Below are 22,000 nucleotides of genomic sequence, written 5' to 3'. Positions count from 1 at the left end.
GCTTTAATTATATTACGTGTCAGTTGTTTATGAATCACCATTCTCTTCTTCTTCAATATGTTCGGCGATTTTACGGTGTTTCGCTATATCCTTGCGTTCGCGGGTCTCCCTGTAGTCACTTCTGATAGTCATCAGCAGCGAGACGGCGACTACGAAGAGGACAATCGAGAATGGCAGTGCTCCAATCAGAGAAGCTGTCTGCAATCCATTCAGACCGGCACTGATGATCAGCACAATAGCTAACAGAGCTATCATCGTCCCCCATATTCCTTTGATTACTACAGAAGGGTCTCTGTCTCCCTGTGTCGTCATCATACCGAGTACGAAGGTAGCCGAGTCGGCAGAGGTGACCAGGAAGGTGAACAGTAAACAGATGGAAAGGAAGGAAAGAATACTTCCGAGCGGCAGCTGCTCAAATAGGGAGAAGAGAGCAGTCGCTTCGTTCTCCGCCACGGCTGCGGCAATCTGTGTGCCGTTGAACAGATCGGAGTGGATGGCTGTCCCGCCGAATATCCCGATCCATATGATTCCGAGAAACGGCGGCGTGACCATAACTCCAAGTACGAACTCGCGGACAGTACGCCCTTTGGAAATACGGGCTACGAACATTCCGACAAACGGTGCCCAGGCGATGGTCCATGCCCAGTAGTAGACGGGCCACTCCTGCACCCACGTACTTTCACTATAATGTCCGAGGCGGAGACTTGCCTGGAAGAAGTTCTGCAGGTAATCCCCTATCCCTGTAGTAATAGTGTTAAGTATGAAGCCTGTCGGACCTATGAACAAAACGACGACCATGAGTAAAAGAGCGAGGCCGAGGTTGACGTTACTTAAGTATTTGATCCCCCGGTCAAGACCTGAAAACGTGGAGACCATGAAAAATACGAACATGGCCAGTACAATCAAAATTTGCGTCGTCTGCCCGGACTCGATACCGAACGTTGCTCCGAGTCCGCTGTTGATCTGCAGAACACTGAGACCGAGAGTGGTAGCAACCCCCATAACGGTCGCGATGACCGCGATGGTATCAATACTGCGCCGCAGAGATTTCTTGCCGGTTTCTCCTATGACGGGGTTAAGGGTGTCGCTCATAAGACTACGTTCTTCCTGCCGGTAAATGAAATAGGAGATGGCAAGACCGACGAAGGTAAATGAAGCCCACTGGTGGATGCCGTTATTGAAGAAAGCGTTCCACATGGCGATACGGGCAGCCTCCGCTGTCCCGGCTTCCACTCCGGGTTCAAATGGCGGGGGAGTACCGAAGTGCGTCATCGGTTCGGCAACGCCCCAGAAAACGATACTGACACCGAACCCTGCACTGAACAGCATGGCAATCCAGGTGTAGAAAGGGTATTTCGGGCGTGTCTCGTCACCGCCGAGACGGATGCTTCCATACTTACTGAAAGCAAGGTAGAAGTTGAAAATGATGAGAGCAAATACGAAGATAAGGTAGAACCAGCCAAACGTGTTAGCTATAAAGCTGTACACTGTGTCTGCCTGGGTTGCTAACGTATCCGGTGCCAATCCTCCCCAGATAGTAAAGGCTAAAATGATGAGGAAAGAAGACCAGAAGGTCGTGTTCATAAACTTATACTTTTTCTTCTTAGTTGCCACGTGATTTCCTCCTTGGTAGGTATAAGACGTAGTGATGAGTGGTTATTCACTTTTTAATGTTACAGGGATAACACCCCAAATGTAAAGGCTTTATCCCACATAAGCTATTAGTTGTTTCGGAGATGGTAATTTGGGAAAATGAAAGAGGTACAGTATGTAAGGAGAAAGGAGAGGTATCAGTGAAAATAGCGGTATTTGGAGGTACGGGCTCCACCGGTCTCCGGCTGATAGATAAGCTGCTCGGTCGCGGTCACGAAGTGTACGCCTATGCCAGAAGTCCGGAAAAGTTGTATCCGATGGAGCACGACCGGCTAGCGATAATCGAAGGTACACTGGATGAACGGGAGAAAATCAAAGAAACGGTAGACGGAATGGACGCCGTCATCAGCCTTCTAGGTCCTTCCGGGCGCGTTAAAAGGCAGAGGCTCAGTGAAGGAGTCATCAACATCGTAGAAACGATGGGAGAAACAGGAACAAAACGGTTTGTCGGTATTACGACGGGCATCGTCAAGGACCCGAATGACGAGAAAGACTACCGCCGAAATGCGGTCGCTTCCGCACTGCGCCTCGGCTTTGCCAACAATCAGCGTGAAATTGAACGTATGGCCACAGCTATCCGGAGTACGGATCTGGGCTGGACACTGGTACGTGCCGGCTTCCTTACGGACAAAGCGGAGAAGCCGCTTAAAATCGGTTATTTAGGAAAACATGAAGTAGGAATGAGTGTGTCGCGTGCGAGCGTAGCCCAATTTCTCGCAGACTTGGCAGAAACAAACGACTATGTAAGGGAGTCACCTGTTGTAAGTAACTAGAAAGGCGGGATTATATGAAAAAAGTTCTTGTTGCCGGAGCGAACGGTCAGATAGGAAAACATCTCGTCCGTCTGCTTCAGGAAAGTGAACAGTTCGAAGCTAAAGCGATGATCCGCGATAAAACACAGGCATCCTTTTTTGAAAACCTGGGTGCAGGAGTGGCTGTTGCGGATCTGGAAGATGAAATCGATGTGCTTGCCGCATTGATGGATGACGTGGATGCCGTCGTGTTTGCTGCCGGGTCCGGACCTCATACCGGGAAGGATAAAACCATCATGATAGATCTGGACGGAGCCGCGAAAATGATGGAAGCAGCGAAACAGAAAGGCGTAAGCCGCTTTGCTCTTATCAGCTCTTTCGATACGAGGCGCGGCAGCTGGGGAAGTGAAGACTTCCGTCCGTATGCGGCCTGTAAGTTTTATGCGGACGAATGGCTCCGCGCTTCCGGTCTGGAGTATACCATCATCCATCCGGGCCGCCTTACCAATGACGAAGGTACGGGGAAAGTGAACGCAGGCGAGGAAATTCCGCGCGACGAAGTCCCGCGGGAAGATGTCGCGAAAGTTATAGTGGAGACGTTGAACAGTCCTCATCTTGTTAACAAGGAGTTTCAGGTTACGAAAGGCGAATCTCCCGTAATGGAAGCTCTGAAAATGGTGTAAACGTAAATATCGAGCGGAAAACGACGGTTTACAAAATTTTCTGCATGCTTTATGATAAATTCAAACAACAAAAAACTGCATATCGTTTCATGCACTGGGGGAGCCGGCTCACGGCTGAGAAGAATTGAATTCTGACCCTTTGGACCCGATCTGGTTAGTACCAGCGTGGGGAAGTGCAGTCTGAATAAAAACGGCAAACTCTTTTAATGATACAGACTGCGTCCCGCGAATCGGATGCAGTCTTTTTTGTTTTATTAAAAGGAGGAATTATGTATGAGTCAGCAGCAGGAAAATGTGAAAATTGCAGGATGCTCTTTTTCGGTTCACCCGATGAGTGATGACTTCAAGGAAAAGATCAAGGGAGCTCTGGAAAAAATCGATACTTCAAAAGTATGGATGAATACGGATGAAGTGACGACGACGGTACGCGGGGATATCGAGCACGTATTTGACGTGACGCGGGCAGTGTTCCTGCGTGTAGCCGAAACAGGGGTACACACAGCCCTGAATGCAACGTTTTCTGTCGGGTGCCCGGGAGATTCCGAGGGTGACCAATATACCGGGCATAAAGAAAAGCCGGAAAACGGGCTGTGGGATCTGGATCAGTACACCGGCGCAAAATTCTCCCTTTACCCGATGGGTGGCGGAAATTATATGGACGTTATATACAAGGGGATTGAACGTATGAAAGAAAGTGGGATTGAGGTCTCCGAAGCTCACTATGCCACTAAGCTGTCAGGGGATACGAATACGATGTTCAAAGGTCTTGAAGAAGTGTTCAGCGACACAGAGAAAAGTGGTTCTTCCCATACCGTAATGACTGTAGCGATGTCCGCAAACAGTCCATCCCAGGAAAGAGGAAATAAATGAAGAATTGGAAACTGAAGGAAATAGTGGTCATGTCGGTACTTTCCGTCGTATTCGCAGTCGTTTACCTCGCTTTTCTCCCTGTGGGGAAAATACTGACGGGTTTCTTCGGACCAATCGGTTATGACTTTATCTTCGGCATCTGGTTCATCGTTTCTATTATCGCTGCTTATATTATCAGAAAACCCGGCGCCGCTTTTCTTTCCGAAACCATTGCGGCTACTGTCGAAGTACTGCTCGGGAACGCAGCAGGTCCCATGCTTCTGATCAGCGGAATGATCCAGGGTCTCGGTGCGGAATCGGCGTTCGCCATGACCGGGTATCGCCGCTACAACCTCGGGACACTTATGTTCTCCGGAATGATGGCCGCCGTCTTCAGCTTCGTCTGGGGATACTTCCAGTCCGGGTACGCAGCACTTGCCGGCGGGTATGTACTGCTGATGTTTGTGACGCGCCTTGTCAGCGGAGCGATTCTTGCGGGAGTGGCCGGAAAAGCTCTGAGTGACGCTCTGGCGAAAACCGGCGTTCTTTCGGGATTTGCTCTCGGCAAAGAAAAACGGAAGAAGCATGCTGCATGATGAATGTACAAAATTTGTCCCTGCAGTACGATGATATGGATGCCCCGATTCTCCAGAACGTAACGTTCTCGCTCGGGGAAAAGGAATGTGTACTTCTGCTCGGGGCAAGCGGTTCGGGAAAAAGCACGCTCAGCCGGTGCCTGACGGGAATTTATCCGAAAGAGCTCGAGGGTACAATGGAAGGAGAAGTGACGTTTGAAGGTAAGCCGGTCAAAGATGCTGCCACCGGGACGATGAGCCGGAGAGTAGGGACTGTATTTCAGGACCCGGAAACGCAGTTCTGCATGCTTACGGTGGAGGATGAAGTGGCGTTCGGGCTTGAAAATATATGTGTTCCTTCTGAAAAGATGGAAAAGAGAGTGGAGACTGCTCTTGAGGAGGTGGGACTCCTCCACAAGAAGGAAGCGGCGGTCATTTCTCTTTCCGGGGGAGAGAAACAGAAGCTGGCCCTCGCCTGCATACTTGCTATGGAGCCTCCGGTGATCGTTCTGGATGAACCGACAGCGAATCTCGACCCCGTAGCTACCGATGAATTTGTTTCTCTGCTCCGTTCTTTGAAAGAGTTGAAAAATGTAACGATTTTCGTTATTGAGCATGACCTTGACCCCTGGATCGATATAACAGACCGGGTGCTGATGCTTGGAAGAAACGGCAGTCTGTTTTACGACGGCCCTCTGCAGCAGGGGGTCGATCGTTATGCCCGTTCTCTTTACGAAGAAGGGATAGCTGTGCCTGGAGCTGTAAGAGTGGCGATGGAATCCGGAAGAACCGCTCCGCCGTACCCGCTTACGGCCCGCGGACTTGCTCCCGGACTTTCCGCTCCTTTGAAAGCACCACCCCACAGGGAGAACGGTCCCTCCCTCATGCAGGCATCGGGAATCAGTTACAAATCTATCTTCTCCAACGTGAATGTAACGATTTCCGAAGGTTCTTTTACGGCGGTCACGGGACCTAATGGAAGCGGAAAAACCACCCTGTGTCGGCTTCTTGCGGGCATCGATCCGGTCTCCTCCGGAAGAATCACCCGCCCCTTCCCGGACAAAGACTGGTTTCAGCATGCAGGATACGCCTTCCAGAACCCTGAACACCAGTTTCTCACGGACAGTGTATGGGAGGAACTGGCGTACAGCGGGGCGGAGGATGAGAAAATAGAGGAACTGCTGGAGTGGTGTGGACTTACGGACCGAAAAGAGTTTCATCCTTTCACGCTGAGTCAGGGGGAGAAGCGGCGGCTGAGTGTGGCGACTATGCTCGTGAAGAATCAGGAAATACTTTTTCTGGATGAGCCTACGTTCGGACAGGATGCAAAGTCCACCAGCCGTCTTATGAATCTTCTCGAAGAAAAACACCGGGCGGGTACGACGATCGTAATGATTACTCACGATATGGATCTCGTCGATCGCTATGCTACCAGGGTCGTGGTTATGAAGGACAGAAAGATAGGCTTCACGGGGGATCCGGATGAATTATGGAATGAAGATCTGGCCGCCTTTCAGCTTAAGGAACCTTTTCGTGTAAGGACGAACAGGCTGATAAAGGGGGATATGTATGTACCTCAATAATCTGAATCCGAGTGTGAAAGCTCTTACTATTTTGGGACTTGTGGTAGCACTGGCTTTGCTGTTTGATCCGGTGACTCCCGCGCTGTTCACCTTGTGCACGATTGCCGTAACTTTTCTGTTCGGTGATTTCCGCCGGAAATACTACCTGTTCTATCTGATACCTTTTACTATATTCGCTATCGGTATGCTATGGACGACGATCGCTTTTGCGGACGCGCCGAAAAACCCTGCTGAAACGATCGGTCTCATCTGGTGGGAAGTGCCGCGGGAGGATGTGCTTGTGGCGTTATCTCTCAGTTTCCGTGTCCTCGCCTTTGCAACGATGTCTCTTTTATTCATTTTCACAACAAACATGGTGGAATTCCTGCTAAGTCTGATGCAGCAGCTCCGGCTTCCCCCGAAGCTGGCTTACGGCATCATGGCGGGGTACCGGTTCCTGCCGATGCTCACGACAGAATTCCGGCAGATCCGTGCCGCTCACAGGGTGCGCGGCATGGGTCGGGAAAGCAGGTGGAAACGTTACCGGCGTTTTGCCGTACCTTTACTGGCCGGGGCGATCCGCAAAGCGGAAAGGACGGCTGTAGCTATGGAATCGAAAGGATTTACCGGCACCCGGGAGCGGACGTTCTACCGGAATATTCGTGTGCGGAAGAAAGACTGGCTGTTCCCGGCCGGTATGGGGGCGATCTTCCTGCTGCTGATTCTGCTCAGCCTCCGGTTCGATTATTTCTCCTGGTATCAGGGGCAGCTGTGAGTTTTCACTCTGTTCCTTCGTACTTAGGGGCATTCTTTGATAGAATAAGGAGAGCATAGTAGAGAGGAACATAGAGTATGGTAACGAACAGGAAAATCATTAATCCTGCCGCCGGAGCGATTGTGATGGCGTTCGGGATTTTTTTGCACACGAGTATGAATCTTCTCCCATTCCCGCCGATTATGAGACCGGTCTTTATTTCTTTGTTCCTGACAGGAGCAGCCGGTATCCTCATAGCTCTGGGGCTGCAGTTTTCAAGCAGAGAGTTCCGGAAAGGGTTTTTGAACAACCCCGTGAATTTCTTCTCGATGGGGACGTGGGTGGCCGGCATTTCGGTTTCTGCTAAAGTGATCCTTCTTTATTATCCGGATTTTGCACCCGTCGTAACAGTCGTTATCGCACTGAACACGCTTTTATATGGCTATTACATCTACCACTGCCTGAGGCATTTCTATAACTTGTGGAGAACTCCGGAGGCTCATGCCCCGCACGGAGTGATTTTGCTTGCCGCTGTCGCCACGCAGTCGCTCGTTATCGTGTGGAACGTACTCGTACAGCCGGACATCCCGCCTCTCGGTGTTCTGTTCGGACTTTTAATGTATACAGCAGGAGCGATAGTCATCATCCGTCATTACTTCTGGAATTCAAAAGGGACGCTCGCGGACGACTGGAGTAATACGAACTGCATTTTTCACGGAGCGCTCTCCATCAGCGGGTTCGCCATGGTCATCTCCGGATCTTTTACGGAAGAGACGATTGCGATGTTCTGGTGGGGGACTTTCGCAGTCCTCCTTTTCATTGAAAGTATAGAACTGGTACGGGCCCGCCGGCGTATCCGGAAGTACGGATGGAGGGAAGGTGTGTTTACATATCACATCTCCCAGTGGTCGCGGAACTTCACATTCGGTATGTTTTTCGCTTTTACATCCCACGTTCATACAGGACTGCTGCTCAACGTGTGGGGGTGGGTCGTCATACTTCTGCTGGCAGCGGAAGTGATCATTTTCATGAAACAAAAAACGGAAGGCGCCCCGGGAGGAGCCCATCCGTAACGTTATTCTTCGAGCAGGCGTTCTTCGTCCCTGCTGTGAATCTCATTAACAATCATTAAAGCGTTGAATTTATTGAGAATGTGCCCGTAGTCGTTCGTCGTCTCTGCTTCTTCCTTAATCTGACGCACAAGTATACGGAGGATATCATGGTCTCTTGTGAGCTGCATGATGTCCTCTTTTTTGTCCGGCTGATTGTGAGCTATTTCGTAATAGAGGCCCCCCTCCTCCTCCTCGGCATCAGCATGACTGAGTATTCTCGTCTCCCAGTAGTCGACAAGATCCTGGATACACGCTTCAATTTTTTGATTGTCCTTTATTTGCATAGACTGTTTCAACTGGTCGGTTTTCTGGACAGCTCCGCTCAAGCCTCCTTCGTGGATGGCATGGTGGGGCTGTTTTTTTCGTAGAGATGGTCCTGACACTTTGCATCGTCCCCTTTCTTGTTATTTATCATAGCATACCCGGGGGTCTGTCCGGCATCGGGGGATTCCCTTAATTTATCAGTTAGGGGAAGTTTCCGTAAAAAAACAGGGAGTTCCCTAATAGGTTTAATCATTGCCATCTTCTATAATTAAGATAAGAATTCAAAGGGAGTGGATAATAGTGAGGACGATGACTGAAGATATGCTGGTGGCAGATATAGTAACGGATGTTCCCCAGGCGGCTGATCTTTTCCGGGAGAAACGGATAGACTTCTGCTGCGGCGGACGCGTGTCGCTGAAAGAAGCTTCCGATAAACGCGGGGAAAATGCAGAAGATATTCTTCATACCATCAACCAGCTGGCGAGAGACAGAGAGATCTCAGGTCCGGTCGAACCCCAGAATATGACGGAAGAAGAACTGATGGGACTTATAGAAGGCAGATACCATAACTTTTTGAGGCAGGAACTTCCATCACTGGCTCCATACGTGCTTAAAGTTTCGAGAGTGCACGGAGGGAAGCACCCCGAGCTTAACCGTATCAGAGAAATCTACGACGGCCTGCACAGGGAGCTGCTTCGCCATACCGAGGAAGAAGAAGAGGTGGTATTTCCACAAATTCGTCAGTACAAAAAGAATCCTGGTGAAGAGAGAAAAGAGCTTCTTGCTCCTCATGTTGAAGGTCTGGAAGAAGAACATGAGAAAACCGGTACACTGCTGAAAGAAATCCGCATGCTGACTAATGATTTTCAACCGCCGGAAGGAGCCTGTAATACATTCCGACTCGTTTTCACGCGCCTCGGCGAGCTTGAAAAAAACACTTTTGAACATATTCACCTGGAGAATAACGTATTATTCAGTAAAGTAAGAGAGCGGTTCTGACTCATATGAAAATGTTTCTCCTGTTACTTTTGTTTTCGGCATCGCTACTCGGAGGATGTTCGCAATCAGAAGAGGAAGGAACTGTAATATTCGCTGCCTCAAGCTTATATGAAACTCTCGAAAATATGAGGGGAAGCATTGAACAGTATACAGGTAAGGCCGTTACTGTTCACTATGGTTCAAGTACCCAGCTTCTTCATCAGGTGAAACAGGGAGCACAGTTCGACGTGTTTTTATCAGCTTCCCCCTATGATATGGAAGAGATGACAGACGGAGGCTATACAGACGCTTCGTCTGTCCGTACATTTATAAAAAATGATCTTGTCCTGGTGACGGGTGATAGAGAAACACCGGAACACCCGGAAATTTTTTTGAAACAAAAGGGTATCGGTTTTCTTGCGCTAGGGGAGTTGAACAGGGTTCCTCTTGGAGTTTATACGAAGAAATATTTGGAGAGCGAAGATGTTAAGACGGCCGCAGATACGACCCGGGTGTACGGGAAGGATGCATTTCAGGTCTTTCGCTACGTACGGGTGAAGCAGGCGGACGCGGGTATTGTTTATGGTTCGGACGCAAGAAGGACAAGCTATCCTCACACGCCTCTTGAATCCGGGGTCGATATTCATTATCAGCTCGGTGTCAGTCACGGGGCGGGAGAGGAGGCACGTGACACAGCGGATTGGATGATGTCGCCGGAAGCGATGGACATGTTCCGGGAAGGTGGCTTTCTTCCGGCCGGGGAGGAGAAGGTAGTATGGAGGAATGGTGGTCGCCGGTAGGGCTTTCGTTAAGAGTGTCGATTCTGTCGACCCTGCTCGTTATTATAACGGGAACGTGGGCCGCTTTCCGGATGAAGAAGACAGCCTGGAAAAGGAGAAGTTGGGTGGAACCGTTTTTTATGCTGCCGATGGTTCTTCCTCCTACGGTTCTCGGTTTTGGACTCGTCTATCTATTCGGCAGGAATGGACCGCTCGGACAGGTGCTTGGTCTTGTCGACATGCACATATATTTTTCATTGAGCGGAGCCGTCCTGGCTTCTGCTGTCGTATCCTTCCCTCTTATGTACCAAAGCGCAAAAGCCGCTTTCCAGAAAGTGGATGACGGCTACATACATGCCGCACGTACTCTTGGAACTTCGGAGAAAAAGATCTTTTTTTCCGTCATCCTGCCGTTGGCCTGGCCCGGCCTGGCAGCTGGAGGGCTGTTAAGCTTCGCCAGGGGAATCGGGGAGTTCGGGGCGACCCTGATGATAGCTGGATACATTCCTGGGAGAACGGACACTCTGCCCATAGCTATCTATTTTGCTGTGGAGACCGGAGAGTGGGAAAAGGCTTTCGGCTGGACTGCCCTCCTGCTGGTTCTTGGCGTTACCGTTATTTTTACATTGAATCGTATCACTCCAGGGGAAGGAGAGAGGTGAATGAATAGGTTATCAGGAAGATTCGTGAAAAGGCAGGGCACAATGATTCTCGATATTTCTTTTGAATTCAAGAGTAGCATCACTGTAGTGACAGGCCACTCGGGAGCGGGGAAAACGACGTTTCTGAATATGCTCTCCGGAGTCGGGGCGCCGGATGAGGGTGTACTCTATCTGGGAGAAAAGGTTCTTTTTGATTCTGATAAAGGAATCGATGTCCCGCCCAGGTCCAGACGGATCGGCCATGTGTTTCAACAGCCGTATCTTTTTCCGCACATGACGACCGCTTCGAATATATCATTCTCGAATGCAGACGTTCTGAAGGAGCCGTGGATGAAAGATCTTCTGCTGGAAACCGGGGTGGACAGGTTGCTTTCCGCATACCCGGGTAACCTATCGGGCGGGGAGAAGCAGAGGGTGAATCTTCTCCGGACGTTGGCTTCGGAACCCGAAGCTCTTCTGCTGGATGAACCGTTTTCTTCACTTGATGCGAAAACGAGAAAGGTTTGTCAGGATATCTTATTGGACCCGCGTAGGGGAATTCCCTCCGTACTCGTAACGCACGACAGGGAAGAGGCTTCCAGAATGGGTACTGACCGCTTTTTTATGGAGTTTGGAACACTGAGGAACGCCCCGGACAAAATAGGGGTATTCCCCACAAGATATCAGGGAGATGCCTGATATCTTTTTTTTTATCTCTCTTACATAATTGGATATATAGACAAAGTTGTTCAGCGCTTGCGAAGGGGAGATATTAATGAAGATGAAAAAGTGGAAACCTAAATTTTTCAAACCGGTAGAGCGGTATTCGGGAGACTGGTCCCTTCTGGAAGAAAAAAGCAGAGACTGGGAAAACATGTACCGGAACCGCTGGTCGCACGACAAAGTGGTTAGAACGACCCACGGCGTCAACTGCACGGGTTCCTGCAGTTGGAAAGTTTTTGTGAAAAACGGCATTATCACATGGGAAAACCAGCAGATCGATTATCCATCGTGTGGTCCTGATATGCCGGAATTCGAACCGAGAGGCTGCCCGAGGGGAGCATCATTTTCATGGTACGAATACAGCCCGCTCCGCGTGAAATACCCGTATATGCGGGGGAAACTGTGGCGTCTCTGGAAAGAAGCCCGCGAAGAACATGAAGATCCTGTAGCAGCCTGGGCCAGCATTGTGGAAGATGAAGAAAAGGCCAGTATTTACAAAAAGGCCAGAGGAAAGGGCGGACACGTTCGCGTGCCTTGGAATGATACGCTCGAACTCATCTCCGCTCAGCTCATTTACACTATTAAAAACACCGGTCCGGACCGGATTGCCGGGTTTACTCCAATCCCTGCCATGTCTATGGTGAGTTACGCTTCAGGTGCCCGTTTCATTAATCTTATCGGCGGAGAAATGCTCAGTTTCTATGACTGGTATGCGGACCTTCCTCCTTCCTCCCCGCAAATATGGGGAGAACAGACGGACGTCCCTGAATCTTCCGACTGGTACAACTCGGGCTACATCATTATGTGGGGGTCGAACGTTCCTCTTACAAGGACACCGGATGCCCACTTCATGACGGAAGTGCGCTACAAAGGAGCAAAAGTGGTTTCCGTAGCTCCGGATCACGCAGAAAACGTAAAATTCGCCGACAATTGGCTGGCTCCTCATCCCGGTACGGATGCTGCCCTCGCTCAAGCGATGACCCACGTTATCCTCGATGAATTTTACGAACAGAGACAGGAAAAGCTTTTTCTTGATTACTCCAGGCAATTTACCGACCTTCCTTTTCTGATCATGCTGGAAGAACATGAAGATGCATGGAAAGCGGGGCGTTTTCTGAGGGAAGCGGATCTCGGAGGGGCTTCCGAAAACGCGGAATGGAAGCCGGTTCTTATCGATGAGACGAATGGAGAAATCACGGTGCCGAATGGCACGATGGGACAGCGCTGGGAAGAGGACGTGAAGTGGAACCTATCCCTTGAAAAAGAAGACGGGTCGTACATACAGCCCGCATTGACGACAGAGTCGGAAGGAACGGAATGGAAAGAGATCGTCTTTCCATCGTTTGATGCGAATGGAAATGATCTCTTTACCCGTTCGATTCCTGTGAGGACAATCACTCTCGCTGACGGCACGGAAAAGAAAATCACGACAGTTTACGATCTTATGCTGAGCCAGTACGGGGTGAAGAGAAGTAACAGCACTCATCATGCAGAAAGTTATGAGGATGCCTCTTCCTTTTATACGCCTGCCTGGCAGGAAAAAATCACAGGAGTGAAAGCGTCGGTAGTGACACAGGTAGCGAGAGAGTTCGCGCAGAACGCTATTGATACCGACGGCCGTTCGATGATCATCATGGGAGCCGGCATTAATCACTGGTTCAATAGTGATACAATCTACCGCTCGATTTTGAATCTTGTAACGCTTACAGCTTCCCAGGGTAAAAACGGAGGCGGCTGGGCGCACTACGTAGGTCAGGAAAAATGCCGTCCGATCGAAGGATGGTCGACGATTGCGTTTGCGAAAGACTGGCAGGGTCCGCCACGTCTTCAGAATGCAACATCTTACTTCTACTTTGCGACCGATCAGTGGAAATACGAAGAAATGGGCACCGAAGCTCTGAAATCGCCGCTCGGAGGGAAACTCCGATATAAACATCCGGCTGATTACAACGTGCTGGCAGCTCGTCTCGGTTGGCTTCCGTCTTATCCACAGTTCAATAAAAACAGTCTGCATCTGACGAAAGAAGCAAGAGACCGGGGCAGCAAAACATCCGCAGATATCGTACAGGATATTGTGGATCAGCTGAAAGAGAAGAAAATGCGTTTTGCCGTAGAAGAGCCAGGGGCGAAAGAGAACTTCCCGAGCACTCTTTTCGTCTGGCGTTCGAATCTGATTTCAAGTTCTGCCAAAGGTCAGGAATATTTTCTGAAACACCTGCTTGGAGCTTCCGACGGACTTATGTCCGAAGTGAACGAAGACGATAAGCCCGAGGAAGTCGAATGGAGTGAGGAGAAGAACGGAAAGCTTGATTTGCTTGTAGCTCTCGATTTCCGGATGACTTCCACCCCGCTGTATGCGGATGTTGTTCTTCCGGCAGCCACATGGTATGAAAAAACAGATTTGTCCTCCACGGATATGCATCCGTTCGTGCATCCGTTCAATCCGGCTATCGATCCTTTATGGGAAGCCCGCTCGGACTGGGATATCTATCGTTCCCTGGCCCGTGTCTTTTCCAGAATGGCCGAAGACCATCTTCCGGGAGTTTACGAAGACGTAGTTACAAGTCCTCTCGGTCACGACTCGCCACAGGAAATAGCACAACCCAACGGAGAAGTGAAAGATTGGAAGAAAGGGGAAATCGAAGCGATCCCCGGGAAGACTATGCCGAACATTTCCATTGTAGAGCGCGACTACACGAAGATTCACGAAAAGTATACGACGCTCGGTCCGAATCTGATCAACGGAAAGGTCGGCGCTCACGGGGTCTCGTTCCCGGTAAGTGAAGAATATGAGGAACTGAAGCTGATCAACGGCGTTCAGGATGAAGAAGGTCACGCAGGGGAAGGACTCCCTATGCTGAAAACGGGCCGGCAGGTTGCGAACGCAATGCTGCATGTTTCTTCCGCCACGAACGGCGCCGTCTCCCAGCGCTCCTATGAAGCATTGGAAAAGGATACGGGAGTGGAACTGAAAGATATATCTTCCGACCGTGCCGCGGAAAAGATCACTTTCGATCAAATCACCGCCCAGCCGAGGGAAGTGATACCGACCGCCGTGTTCACCGGTTCAAACAAAGGGAAGAAAAGGTACTCTCCGTTTACTACGAATATTGAACGCAAAGTACCGTTCCGTACTCTGACAGGCCGGCAGCATTTTTACATCGATCATGAAATATTCCTGCAGTTCGGTGAGTCTCTTCCGGTTTTTAAACCGACCCTGCCACCAATGGTGTTCGGTTCGAGAGATAAGAAGATAGTAGGTGGCAAGGACTCACTCGTCCTCCGTTATCTCACTCCGCACGGAAAGTGGAATATCCACAGCACGTACCAGGACAATCTGCACATGCTTACGCTTTTCCGCGGAGGGCCTACGGTCTGGATCAGTGATATTGACGCCGAAGCTCATGATATAAGCGATAACGAGTGGCTTGAAGTATACAATCGTAACGGTGTGGTAACAGCAAGAGCAGTCGTCAGTCACCGGATTCCCCAGGGAACGATGTTTATGTATCACGCCCAGGATAAACACATTCAGGTTCCGGGTTCGAAAATTACCGGACAGCGGGGCGGCAGTCACAACGCTCCTACAAAAATTCACGTGAAACCGACACAGATGGTTGGAGGATACGCTCAACTCAGTTACGGCTTCAATTATTACGGCCCTATCGGTAACCAGAGAGACGTATACGTAGCAGTAAGAAAAATGAAGGAGGTTGACTGGCTTGAAGATTAAAGCTCAAGTAGCAATGGTAATGAATCTGGATAAATGTATCGGCTGTCACACATGCAGTGTTACCTGTAAAAGCACCTGGACGAATCGTCCGGGTGCGGAATACATGTGGTTCAACAACGTAGAGACAAAGCCCGGCATCGGTTACCCTAAGCGCTGGGAGGACCAGGAACAGTATAAGGGCGGCTGGGAAGTCAAGAACGGCAAGCTCCAACTGAAATCCGGCACCAAATTATCAAAAATAGCCCTGGGGAAAATTTTCAATAACCCGGATATGCCGGAAATGAAAGACTATTACGAGCCGTGGACTTACAACTATGAAAATCTGACAAATAAAGAAGACGGAAAGCACACACCCGTGGCTCGTGCTCATTCGGCAATAACGGGTGAAAAAATGGATCCTGAATGGGGACCGAACTGGGAAGACGATCTGGCCGGCGGTCATATTACGGGACCACAGGACCCGAATATCGAAAAAATCGAAGAAGAGATCAAATTCAATTTCGAAAAATCTTTCATGATGTACCTGCCACGACTTTGTGAACACTGTCTGAACCCGAGTTGTGTCGCCTCTTGCCCGTCCGGTGCGATGTATAAACGTGACGAAGACGGCATCGTTCTTGTCGACCAGGAAGCATGCCGCGGATGGAGATACTGTATGACGGGGTGCCCGTATAAAAAAGTATATTTCAACTGGCAGACGAACAAAGCAGAAAAATGTACGTTCTGCTATCCGAGAATCGAAAGCGGACTTCCGACCGTTTGTTCTGAAACATGTACAGGCCGCATCCGGTACCTCGGAGTTCTGCTTTATGATGCAGACCGTGTCCAGGAAGTTGCCGCAACACCTGATGAGAAAGACCTTTATGAAGCACAGTGCGACCTTTTTCTTGATCCTCATGACCCTGAAGTCCAGGAACAGGCTCGACGTGACGGCATTACGGAGGATTGGCTGGAAGCTGCTCAGGATTCTCCGGTATATAAACTCGCAATTGAGTATAAGCTTGCTTTTCCGCTTCACCCGGAATACCGTACCCTTCCGATGGTATGGTACGTACCTCCGCTCAGCCCGATCATGAGCTATTTCGAAGGAAAAGATTCCATCAAAAATCCGGACATGATTTTCCCGGCTATTGAAGAGATGAGAAACCCTATCCAGTATCTGGCGAATATGCTTACCGCAGGGGATACGGAATCAGTGAAGAGCTCTTTGCAGAGAATGGCTATGATGCGTTCCTACATGAGAGCGTTGTCGAGCGGAAAAGAGTTTGACGAGACTCGTCTGGAGCGGGTGGGACTGACGGCGAAACAGACACAAAAGATGTATCGTCTGCTTTCCATCGCTAAATATGAAGATCGTTTCGTCATTCCTACCTCTCACCGTGAAAGTTACAGCAACCCTTATCGTGCCCAGGGCTCCGAAGGTTTCGGCTCGGATTGCGACGGATGTGGACCGATGATGCCGGCGGGTGCCAAATCAGGTAAAGAAATTTATGAGGATAATTTCTATGGAGGGATCTGGCGTGATTGATTTGAACAAGCTTGATAAACAACGCTCCGCCTTTGCTTACTACAGTCATCATCTTGCCTACCCCGAACCGGGAATTTTTGATGAAGAATTTTTCCGCGCTTCTTTTACCCCGGAAGACCCGGGGTACAGGGGTGCGGAGACTTACTGGAAAAACATGAAAAAATGGTCTCATGCAGAAGTTCAGGAATACTATACGGCAACGTTCGATTTCGAAAAAAGTCTGACTCTCTACATGACTTTTGCAAAATTTGAGGACAGCAAGGAACGCGGTCAGATGCTTGCCAGGTTAAAGGTGATGTATGAGATGTATGGATTGAATATGCCGAAAGGCGAACTGTCGGATTTCCTTCCTCTTATGTGTGAATTTGTTCACATCGGCGACTGGCTGGAGGATGAACGTTCCCGGCAGAGTTTCGCCCTGTTGTTTGCAGTGCTGGAAGACGGAACTTTCCATTTGCGTGAAGCTTTGGAAAAGCACGACCACCCTTACCTTCCGCTGGTCAAAAGTTTGCGCAGAACCCTGCGTTCCTGTGTGAAGGAAGAAGAGGTGAGTGTCCAGTGAGTTCGCAGTTTTTGTGGGTAATCCTTCCCTATATGTGTATCGTCTCATTCGTCATCGGTCACATATTCCGCTATCGTCATGATCAGTTCAGCTGGACGGCGAAATCGAGTGAGTTCATAGAAAAGAAACAGCTTATGATTGGAAGTCTTCTGTTTCATATAGGAATTATTCCCGTTATTTTCGGACATGTGGCAGGACTCGGCATCCCAAAAGAATGGATGAGAGCTGTAGGTGTGAACGATCATTTATATCATTTGGGAGCTTTATATGTGGGTGGTCTGTTTGGAGTCGTGACGCTTGTCGGGATGTTGCTTTTGACTTACCGGCGCGTCTCCATAAGTGCCGTAAGGAAATTGAGTACGAGTTCGGATATTATCGTAAACGCGTTACTTTTGTTCATTGTTTTTCTCGGTGTTTACGCTACTTTGGTAACGAATAATGTACAGCCCGGTTTTGATTACAGGGACACGATTTCCGTCTGGTTCCGTGATCTCCTTATTCTCCGGCCTGATGCTTCTTACATGGCAAATGTGCCTTTTACTTTTAAAGTGCATGCCATTACAGGTTTTCTCATTTTCGGTTTATGGCCTTACACCCGTCTCGTGCACGTGTGGAGTGTACCGGTTCATTACGTTGGCAGAAGTCACATTCTATATCGTCGTCATAAACGAAGAGCATAGGCAGAAGGAGGGGTTACGATGTGGGAAGAACAGAAATTTCAAACGAAGAATAAAGCGACGCGTATTCTCGAAAATGAACACAAGTATTTACAGTACCTGATGGAAGAGTGGCATGCTATCGTACTTGATTTCGCAAACAACCGTCATAAAGACATGAAAGAAGCGCGTGCAGCTTTTAAAGAACTCAGGGACCGTCTTAAATCTTTTCTTGAACCTTTAAAAAACCACACGGATAAAGAGGAAAAACACTTCTTCCCGGCTCTGGCTCTGTATATAGGGAAAGAACAGGGGCCAATCATGTCTATAGAAGAAGAACATAAGGAAATCGAGGGATACATCGGTCATTTCTTTTTTCATTCGAGGGGTGATCTTGAGGAGTATTCTTACGAACAGCTTCGGAAAATGACGGAGGATGCCGGGGAAGCATTCGAAGTATTAATCCTCCACTTCGTCAAAGAGGAAACGGTTCTCTTTCCGATGGTGGACAGAGTCATGTTGACAAAAGATCTTGAACCGCTCGTCGAAGATCTTCGTTCCCTGATTACGCAGTAAACAAAAAATAACAACAGCAAATAAGTCGAAAAAGGAGGTGGAGGAAAAGTGATCAGGAAAATACAACTTCCTCTGCAGACGATGAACCTTGTCGTCGGATTTATGGTATGGGTCATCATTTCATCTCTTCTTCCGTTTATCCAGGAAGATGTGACTATCGCTCCTGAACGGGTGGCTCTGGTTACAGCAGTACCTGTGATTCTCGGTTCCATATTAAGAATCCCGCTCGGGTATTTTGCGAATGTGTACGGGGCCCGTCTCGTCTTTATCATTAGTTTTATACTGTTGATGTTCCCTGTATTTTACATAAGTGAAGCATCAACGTTCACAGACCTTTTGATCGGAGGTTTGTTTCTCGGAGTCGGAGGGGCCATTTTCTCAGTAGGAGTCACCTCTCTTCCTAAGTATTATCCGAAAGAAAAGCACGGGTTCGTCAACGGGGTATACGGGGCAGGGAATATAGGGACGGCGGTCACTACCTTTGCAGCACCTGTTATCGCTACATCCATAGGGTGGCAGGCGACCATTAAAGTTTACCTTATTCTGCTTCTGGCCTTCGCAGTTCTGAATATATTTGTCGGGGACCGGAATGAGAAAAAGGTGAAACAGCCGATTATGCAGCAGATCCGGGCAGTTTATAAAAATGAAAAACTGTGGATCTTCTCTCTGTTTTATTTTATAACGTTCGGATCTTTTGTAGCATTCACCGTTTACCTCCCCAACTCTCTCGTTACGAATTTCGCTCTCGAGGAAATCGATGCGGGGCTTCGTACAGCCGGATTCATTGTTGTGGCAACACTGATGAGACCTGTCGGAGGAGCGGTGGCCGATAAGTTCTCCCCGTTGAAGATGCTGATCGGGGTATTCATAGCCTATACTGTCGCTGCCATCCTTCTGGCTTTTTCACCCTCTCTTGCTCTTTATACAGTGGGTGCGATAGCTATAGCTGTTTCGGCAGGGGTCGGGAACGGGGTCGTCTTTAAACTGGTTCCTACCTATTTCCACTCCCAGGCGGGTATCGCGAACGGGATTATCTCAATGATGGGAGGTCTCGGCGGATTTTTTCCTCCACTGATACTTACTGGAGTGTTTGCGATCACCGGGCACTATGCAATCGGGTTCATGCTTTTGTCGCAGGTATCGCTTGCCAGTCTGATTCTTGTTATGTGGCTGATGTATCAGGACAGTCTGAATAACCAGATTTCCATTTTCCATTCTTCCGGTCAGGGAATGATGGTGACGGATACGAAAGGAAAAATTGTGGAGGTGAACCCTTCCTTCGAAAAACTCACCGGTTATTCGCGGGAAGAAGCGCTTGGTAACACCCCGGCTTTACTTAAATCAGGCAAACAGCCGAAAAATTTTTACGACCGGATGTGGGAGTCGATAAGAAGAACCGGACACTGGCAGGGAGAAATATGGAACAGAAGAAAAAGTGGAGAGCTGTATGTGGAATGGCTCACTATCAACCCTGTGACGGATGAAGCTGGCAATGTCATTAAGTACGTAGCTACATTTTCGGATATTACGGAGGAGAAGAAAGAAGGGGAAGCATGAGCACAGATCGTTATGATAAGCAGGTGAGATTTGGGGCAATCGGGGAAAGCGGTCAGAAAAAAATCAGGGAAGCGGAAATCACTATCGTCGGTTGCGGGGCGTTGGGAACGACTGTTGCCGAAACGCTGACCAGAGCCGGTGCGGGACGGATTCATCTTATCGACTTTGATGAAGTGGAGTGGTCCAACCTCCAGCGCCAGCAGCTGTTCACCGAAGAAGACGCGGAAAAGAGGCGGCTGAAGGTGGAAGCTGCCCAGGTCAGACTGGAACACATTAACAAAGAGGTGGATATCAAAATATGGCCTCACTACACAGACGGACCGTTTCTCCATAAAGTGGCTTCTTCATCGGACGTAATCGTCGACGCTTCAGACAATTTCGATACAGCTTACGTAATCAATGATGTCGCTCACATGCTCGGCGTCCCCTGGGTGTATGGCAGTCTTTCGGGAAGTACGAGTATCCAGATGACCGTAGTTCCGGGCCACAATGCCTGTTTTCGCTGTCTCTATGAAACGCTCACCGGAGCGAAGGAGACGTGCGAAACTGCTGGAGCACTGGCTCCGGCTGTCCAGATTACTGCAGCCAGACAGACAGTGGATATTTTTCAGCTGATTACGGGGTCCGGGGCATGCGGCGGTATTTTTAAACTGGAAGATATATGGAGCGGAGAACATCAGAAGATTCGGACACACGGCATGAAAAATGCCACATGTCCTACATGCGGAAGTTCTCCTGCATATCCCTCCTTTCATGAAACCGGAGGAGTGTCCGTACTGTGTGGCAGAGGAGCGGTACATATCCACCCTCCTGCTCACCGGAAGATTTCTCTTCAGGAAGGGGAAGAAATGATGCGGAGAATGTCCATACCTTACAAAAGAACCGGATTATTTATCCAGGGAGAGCTGAATGGTCACAGGATGTTGTTGTTCGAACGGGGGCGGATGCTGATTCACGGGGTTTCCGAGCCTGAGGAAGGAAAAAGACTGTATGCTTCGATTTTTGGCTGAGAGGAGGTGGGCGAAGTGCAATCTTCAATCATAGTAGTAAGTGACACGCGTACCGAGAAAACGGACCGTGGCGGCAAAGAAGTGATGCGCCAGCTCGAGGAGTCCGGAAGGAAAGCAGGGCCGGTGACAATGGTCCGGGATGAAATAGAAGAAATCAGAGCCTGTGTAAGAGAAGAAATGGAAAAAGAGATGGATGTTCTCTTTTTGACCGGCGGCAGCGGGATCGCTAAAAGAGACGTAACTCCCGAAGCTGTAGAGCCGCTGTATGAGAAGAAAATCGACGGGTTCGGGGAATTGTTTCGTCTCCTCAGTTACCAACAAGACGTTGGGACGAAAGCTATGTTCAGCAGAGCATCCGCCGGTGTAATCGGAAACGTGCTCGTATTTCTCATGCCCGGGTCCGTCAAAGCGGTATCGCTTGCAATGGAAGAGCTGATTCTTCCGGAACTGGACCACTTTTACTCGGAACTGCATAAATAACCGGCCTCTTCAAATAAGAGACCGGGACATCGATTATTCGGCATCTCTTTTGAAATATCCGGACGAACCGCCGATTTTCTCTTCAAGAAATGTCGGGCCGATGACCATGTATTTGTCGGCAGCTTTGCACATATCATATACAGTCAGGGCTGTCACGGAAGCTGCGGTCAAAGCCTCCATCTCCACACCTGTCTGTCCCGACGTCTTTACGAACGCGGAAATATGCAGGGTGTGTCTGAATTCGCCTTCCTCCCACTCAAAATCAACGGCAGCTTTTTGGAGAGGGAGCGGGTGACAGAGGGGAATGAGCGAAGATGTCTGTTTGGAAGCCATAATACCTGCAAGACGGGCGGTTCCAAGGACATCACCTTTTTTGTTCGTGCCTTCTTTCACCTGTTCGTAGGCGTCTGTAGCGAGAGTTATCGAACTTTTCGCTACGGCACTTCTTGAAGTCGCCTGCTTACCGGAAACATCGACCATAATTGCGTTATTGTTTTCATCAAAATGAGAAAGTTCTCTCACGATTAATCCCCCCTTTAGTAACTATCGGGACTGAGGAAAAAACTTCTTCCT

General features: G+C 49.3%; 22 protein-coding genes and 1 riboswitch. Of the genes, 19 read left to right on the top strand and 3 right to left on the bottom strand.

Going from position 1 to position 22,000, the window contains the following annotated elements; genetic code table 11:
* Positions 1 to 27: 27 nt before the first annotated feature.
* On the bottom strand, positions 28 to 1,614 hold the full coding sequence (locus tag BW931_RS10585; RefSeq protein ID WP_084193920.1) for a BCCT family transporter: 1,587 nt from the start codon (positions 1,612 to 1,614) through the stop codon (positions 28 to 30).
* A gap of 179 nt (positions 1,615 to 1,793) precedes the next feature.
* On the opposite strand from BW931_RS10585, the gene BW931_RS10580 reads away from it, so the two are divergent.
* From BW931_RS10580 to BW931_RS10550, 7 genes are all read left to right on the top strand, one after another.
* Positions 1,794 to 2,426, top strand: coding sequence for an NAD(P)-dependent oxidoreductase (locus BW931_RS10580; protein WP_076572160.1), 633 nt, complete (start codon positions 1,794 to 1,796; stop codon positions 2,424 to 2,426).
* Between the two features lie 14 nt (positions 2,427 to 2,440).
* The gene (locus BW931_RS10575) at positions 2,441 to 3,088 is read left to right on the top strand and encodes an SDR family oxidoreductase (RefSeq protein WP_076572158.1); all 648 of its coding nucleotides are present in this window, start codon (positions 2,441 to 2,443) and stop codon (positions 3,086 to 3,088) included.
* 86 nt (positions 3,089 to 3,174) lie between these two features.
* A riboswitch (TPP riboswitch) is annotated at positions 3,175 to 3,277 on the top strand.
* An 84-nt stretch (positions 3,278 to 3,361) separates the two neighbouring features.
* Positions 3,362 to 3,958 (top strand): YkoF family thiamine/hydroxymethylpyrimidine-binding protein, encoded by a 597-nt coding sequence (locus BW931_RS10570; RefSeq protein ID WP_008589047.1) that lies wholly within the window; start codon positions 3,362 to 3,364, stop codon positions 3,956 to 3,958.
* Positions 3,955 to 4,533 carry an ECF transporter S component gene (locus tag BW931_RS10565; protein WP_076572157.1) on the top strand — a complete coding sequence of 193 codons (579 nt, stop codon included), beginning with the start codon at positions 3,955 to 3,957 and terminating at the stop codon, positions 4,531 to 4,533. Before BW931_RS10570 ends, BW931_RS10565 begins: the two co-directional genes overlap by 4 nt.
* The gene (locus tag BW931_RS10560; protein ID WP_159435700.1) at positions 4,533 to 6,095 is read left to right on the top strand and encodes an ABC transporter ATP-binding protein; all 1,563 of its coding nucleotides are present in this window, start codon (positions 4,533 to 4,535) and stop codon (positions 6,093 to 6,095) included. The genes BW931_RS10565 and BW931_RS10560 overlap by 1 nt, the downstream gene beginning before the upstream one ends.
* Positions 6,082 to 6,849 carry an energy-coupling factor transporter transmembrane component T family protein gene (locus BW931_RS10555; protein WP_084193918.1) on the top strand — a complete coding sequence of 256 codons (768 nt, stop codon included), beginning with the start codon at positions 6,082 to 6,084 and terminating at the stop codon, positions 6,847 to 6,849. The genes BW931_RS10560 and BW931_RS10555 overlap by 14 nt, the downstream gene beginning before the upstream one ends.
* 77 nt (positions 6,850 to 6,926) lie before the next feature.
* Positions 6,927 to 7,901, top strand: a complete 975-nt coding sequence (locus BW931_RS10550) for a TDT family transporter (protein ID WP_076572152.1) — start codon at positions 6,927 to 6,929, stop codon at positions 7,899 to 7,901.
* A gap of 2 nt (positions 7,902 to 7,903) precedes the next feature.
* On the opposite strand, the gene BW931_RS10545 is transcribed toward BW931_RS10550, so the two are convergent.
* Complete coding sequence (locus BW931_RS10545) at positions 7,904 to 8,323, bottom strand: hypothetical protein (protein ID WP_076572151.1); 420 nt, start codon at positions 8,321 to 8,323, stop codon at positions 7,904 to 7,906.
* 190 nt (positions 8,324 to 8,513) lie between these two features.
* Between BW931_RS10545 and ric the strand changes: the two genes are divergently transcribed.
* The 12 genes from ric to BW931_RS10485 all read left to right on the top strand — a co-directional run bounded on the left by ric (position 8,514) and on the right by BW931_RS10485 (position 21,427).
* A complete protein-coding gene (gene ric / locus BW931_RS10540) occupies positions 8,514 to 9,203 on the top strand; it encodes an iron-sulfur cluster repair di-iron protein (protein ID WP_084193925.1) in 690 nt (229 codons plus the stop codon).
* A 5-nt stretch (positions 9,204 to 9,208) separates the two neighbouring features.
* Positions 9,209 to 9,982 (top strand): molybdate ABC transporter substrate-binding protein, encoded by a 774-nt coding sequence (modA, locus tag BW931_RS10535; RefSeq protein ID WP_076572149.1) that lies wholly within the window; start codon positions 9,209 to 9,211, stop codon positions 9,980 to 9,982.
* On the top strand, positions 9,958 to 10,623 hold the full coding sequence (modB, locus tag BW931_RS10530; RefSeq protein ID WP_076572147.1) for a molybdate ABC transporter permease subunit: 666 nt from the start codon (positions 9,958 to 9,960) through the stop codon (positions 10,621 to 10,623). Before modA ends, modB begins: the two co-directional genes overlap by 25 nt.
* Positions 10,624 to 11,301, top strand: coding sequence for an ATP-binding cassette domain-containing protein (locus BW931_RS10525; protein ID WP_084193917.1), 678 nt, complete (start codon positions 10,624 to 10,626; stop codon positions 11,299 to 11,301).
* 82 nt (positions 11,302 to 11,383) lie between these two features.
* Positions 11,384 to 15,058 (top strand): nitrate reductase subunit alpha, encoded by a 3,675-nt coding sequence (locus BW931_RS10520; protein WP_407690204.1) that lies wholly within the window; start codon positions 11,384 to 11,386, stop codon positions 15,056 to 15,058.
* Positions 15,048 to 16,586 (top strand): nitrate reductase subunit beta, encoded by a 1,539-nt coding sequence (gene narH / locus BW931_RS10515; RefSeq protein ID WP_076572144.1) that lies wholly within the window; start codon positions 15,048 to 15,050, stop codon positions 16,584 to 16,586. Before BW931_RS10520 ends, narH begins: the two co-directional genes overlap by 11 nt.
* Positions 16,579 to 17,148, top strand: a complete 570-nt coding sequence (locus tag BW931_RS10510) for a nitrate reductase molybdenum cofactor assembly chaperone (RefSeq protein WP_076572142.1) — start codon at positions 16,579 to 16,581, stop codon at positions 17,146 to 17,148. Before narH ends, BW931_RS10510 begins: the two co-directional genes overlap by 8 nt.
* A complete protein-coding gene (gene narI, locus BW931_RS10505; RefSeq protein WP_076572140.1) occupies positions 17,145 to 17,828 on the top strand; it encodes a respiratory nitrate reductase subunit gamma in 684 nt (227 codons plus the stop codon). The genes BW931_RS10510 and narI overlap by 4 nt, the downstream gene beginning before the upstream one ends.
* Before the next feature lie 18 nt (positions 17,829 to 17,846).
* Positions 17,847 to 18,380, top strand: coding sequence for a hemerythrin domain-containing protein (locus BW931_RS10500; protein ID WP_076572138.1), 534 nt, complete (start codon positions 17,847 to 17,849; stop codon positions 18,378 to 18,380).
* A 48-nt stretch (positions 18,381 to 18,428) separates the two neighbouring features.
* Positions 18,429 to 19,937: a nitrate/nitrite transporter gene (locus tag BW931_RS10495; protein ID WP_076572136.1), complete on the top strand. Its 1,509-nt coding sequence runs from the start codon at positions 18,429 to 18,431 to the stop codon at positions 19,935 to 19,937.
* Positions 19,934 to 20,947, top strand: a complete 1,014-nt coding sequence (locus BW931_RS10490) for a ThiF family adenylyltransferase (RefSeq protein WP_076572134.1) — start codon at positions 19,934 to 19,936, stop codon at positions 20,945 to 20,947. The genes BW931_RS10495 and BW931_RS10490 overlap by 4 nt, the downstream gene beginning before the upstream one ends.
* Positions 20,948 to 20,962: 15 nt before the next feature.
* Positions 20,963 to 21,427: a MogA/MoaB family molybdenum cofactor biosynthesis protein gene (locus tag BW931_RS10485; RefSeq protein WP_234972622.1), complete on the top strand. Its 465-nt coding sequence runs from the start codon at positions 20,963 to 20,965 to the stop codon at positions 21,425 to 21,427.
* A 33-nt stretch (positions 21,428 to 21,460) separates the two neighbouring features.
* On the opposite strand, the gene moaC is transcribed toward BW931_RS10485, so the two are convergent.
* Positions 21,461 to 21,949 carry a cyclic pyranopterin monophosphate synthase MoaC gene (moaC, locus tag BW931_RS10480; RefSeq protein ID WP_076572130.1) on the bottom strand — a complete coding sequence of 163 codons (489 nt, stop codon included), beginning with the start codon at positions 21,947 to 21,949 and terminating at the stop codon, positions 21,461 to 21,463.
* Positions 21,950 to 22,000 lie beyond the last annotated feature (51 nt).

The organism is Salimicrobium salexigens (genome assembly GCF_900156705.1).
In the GTDB taxonomy this organism is placed as follows: Bacteria; Bacillota; Bacilli; order Bacillales; family Halobacillaceae; genus Salimicrobium; species Salimicrobium album.
Note: the sequence above shows the minus strand (reverse complement) of the source record. Positions and strands in the feature narration are given on the sequence as shown.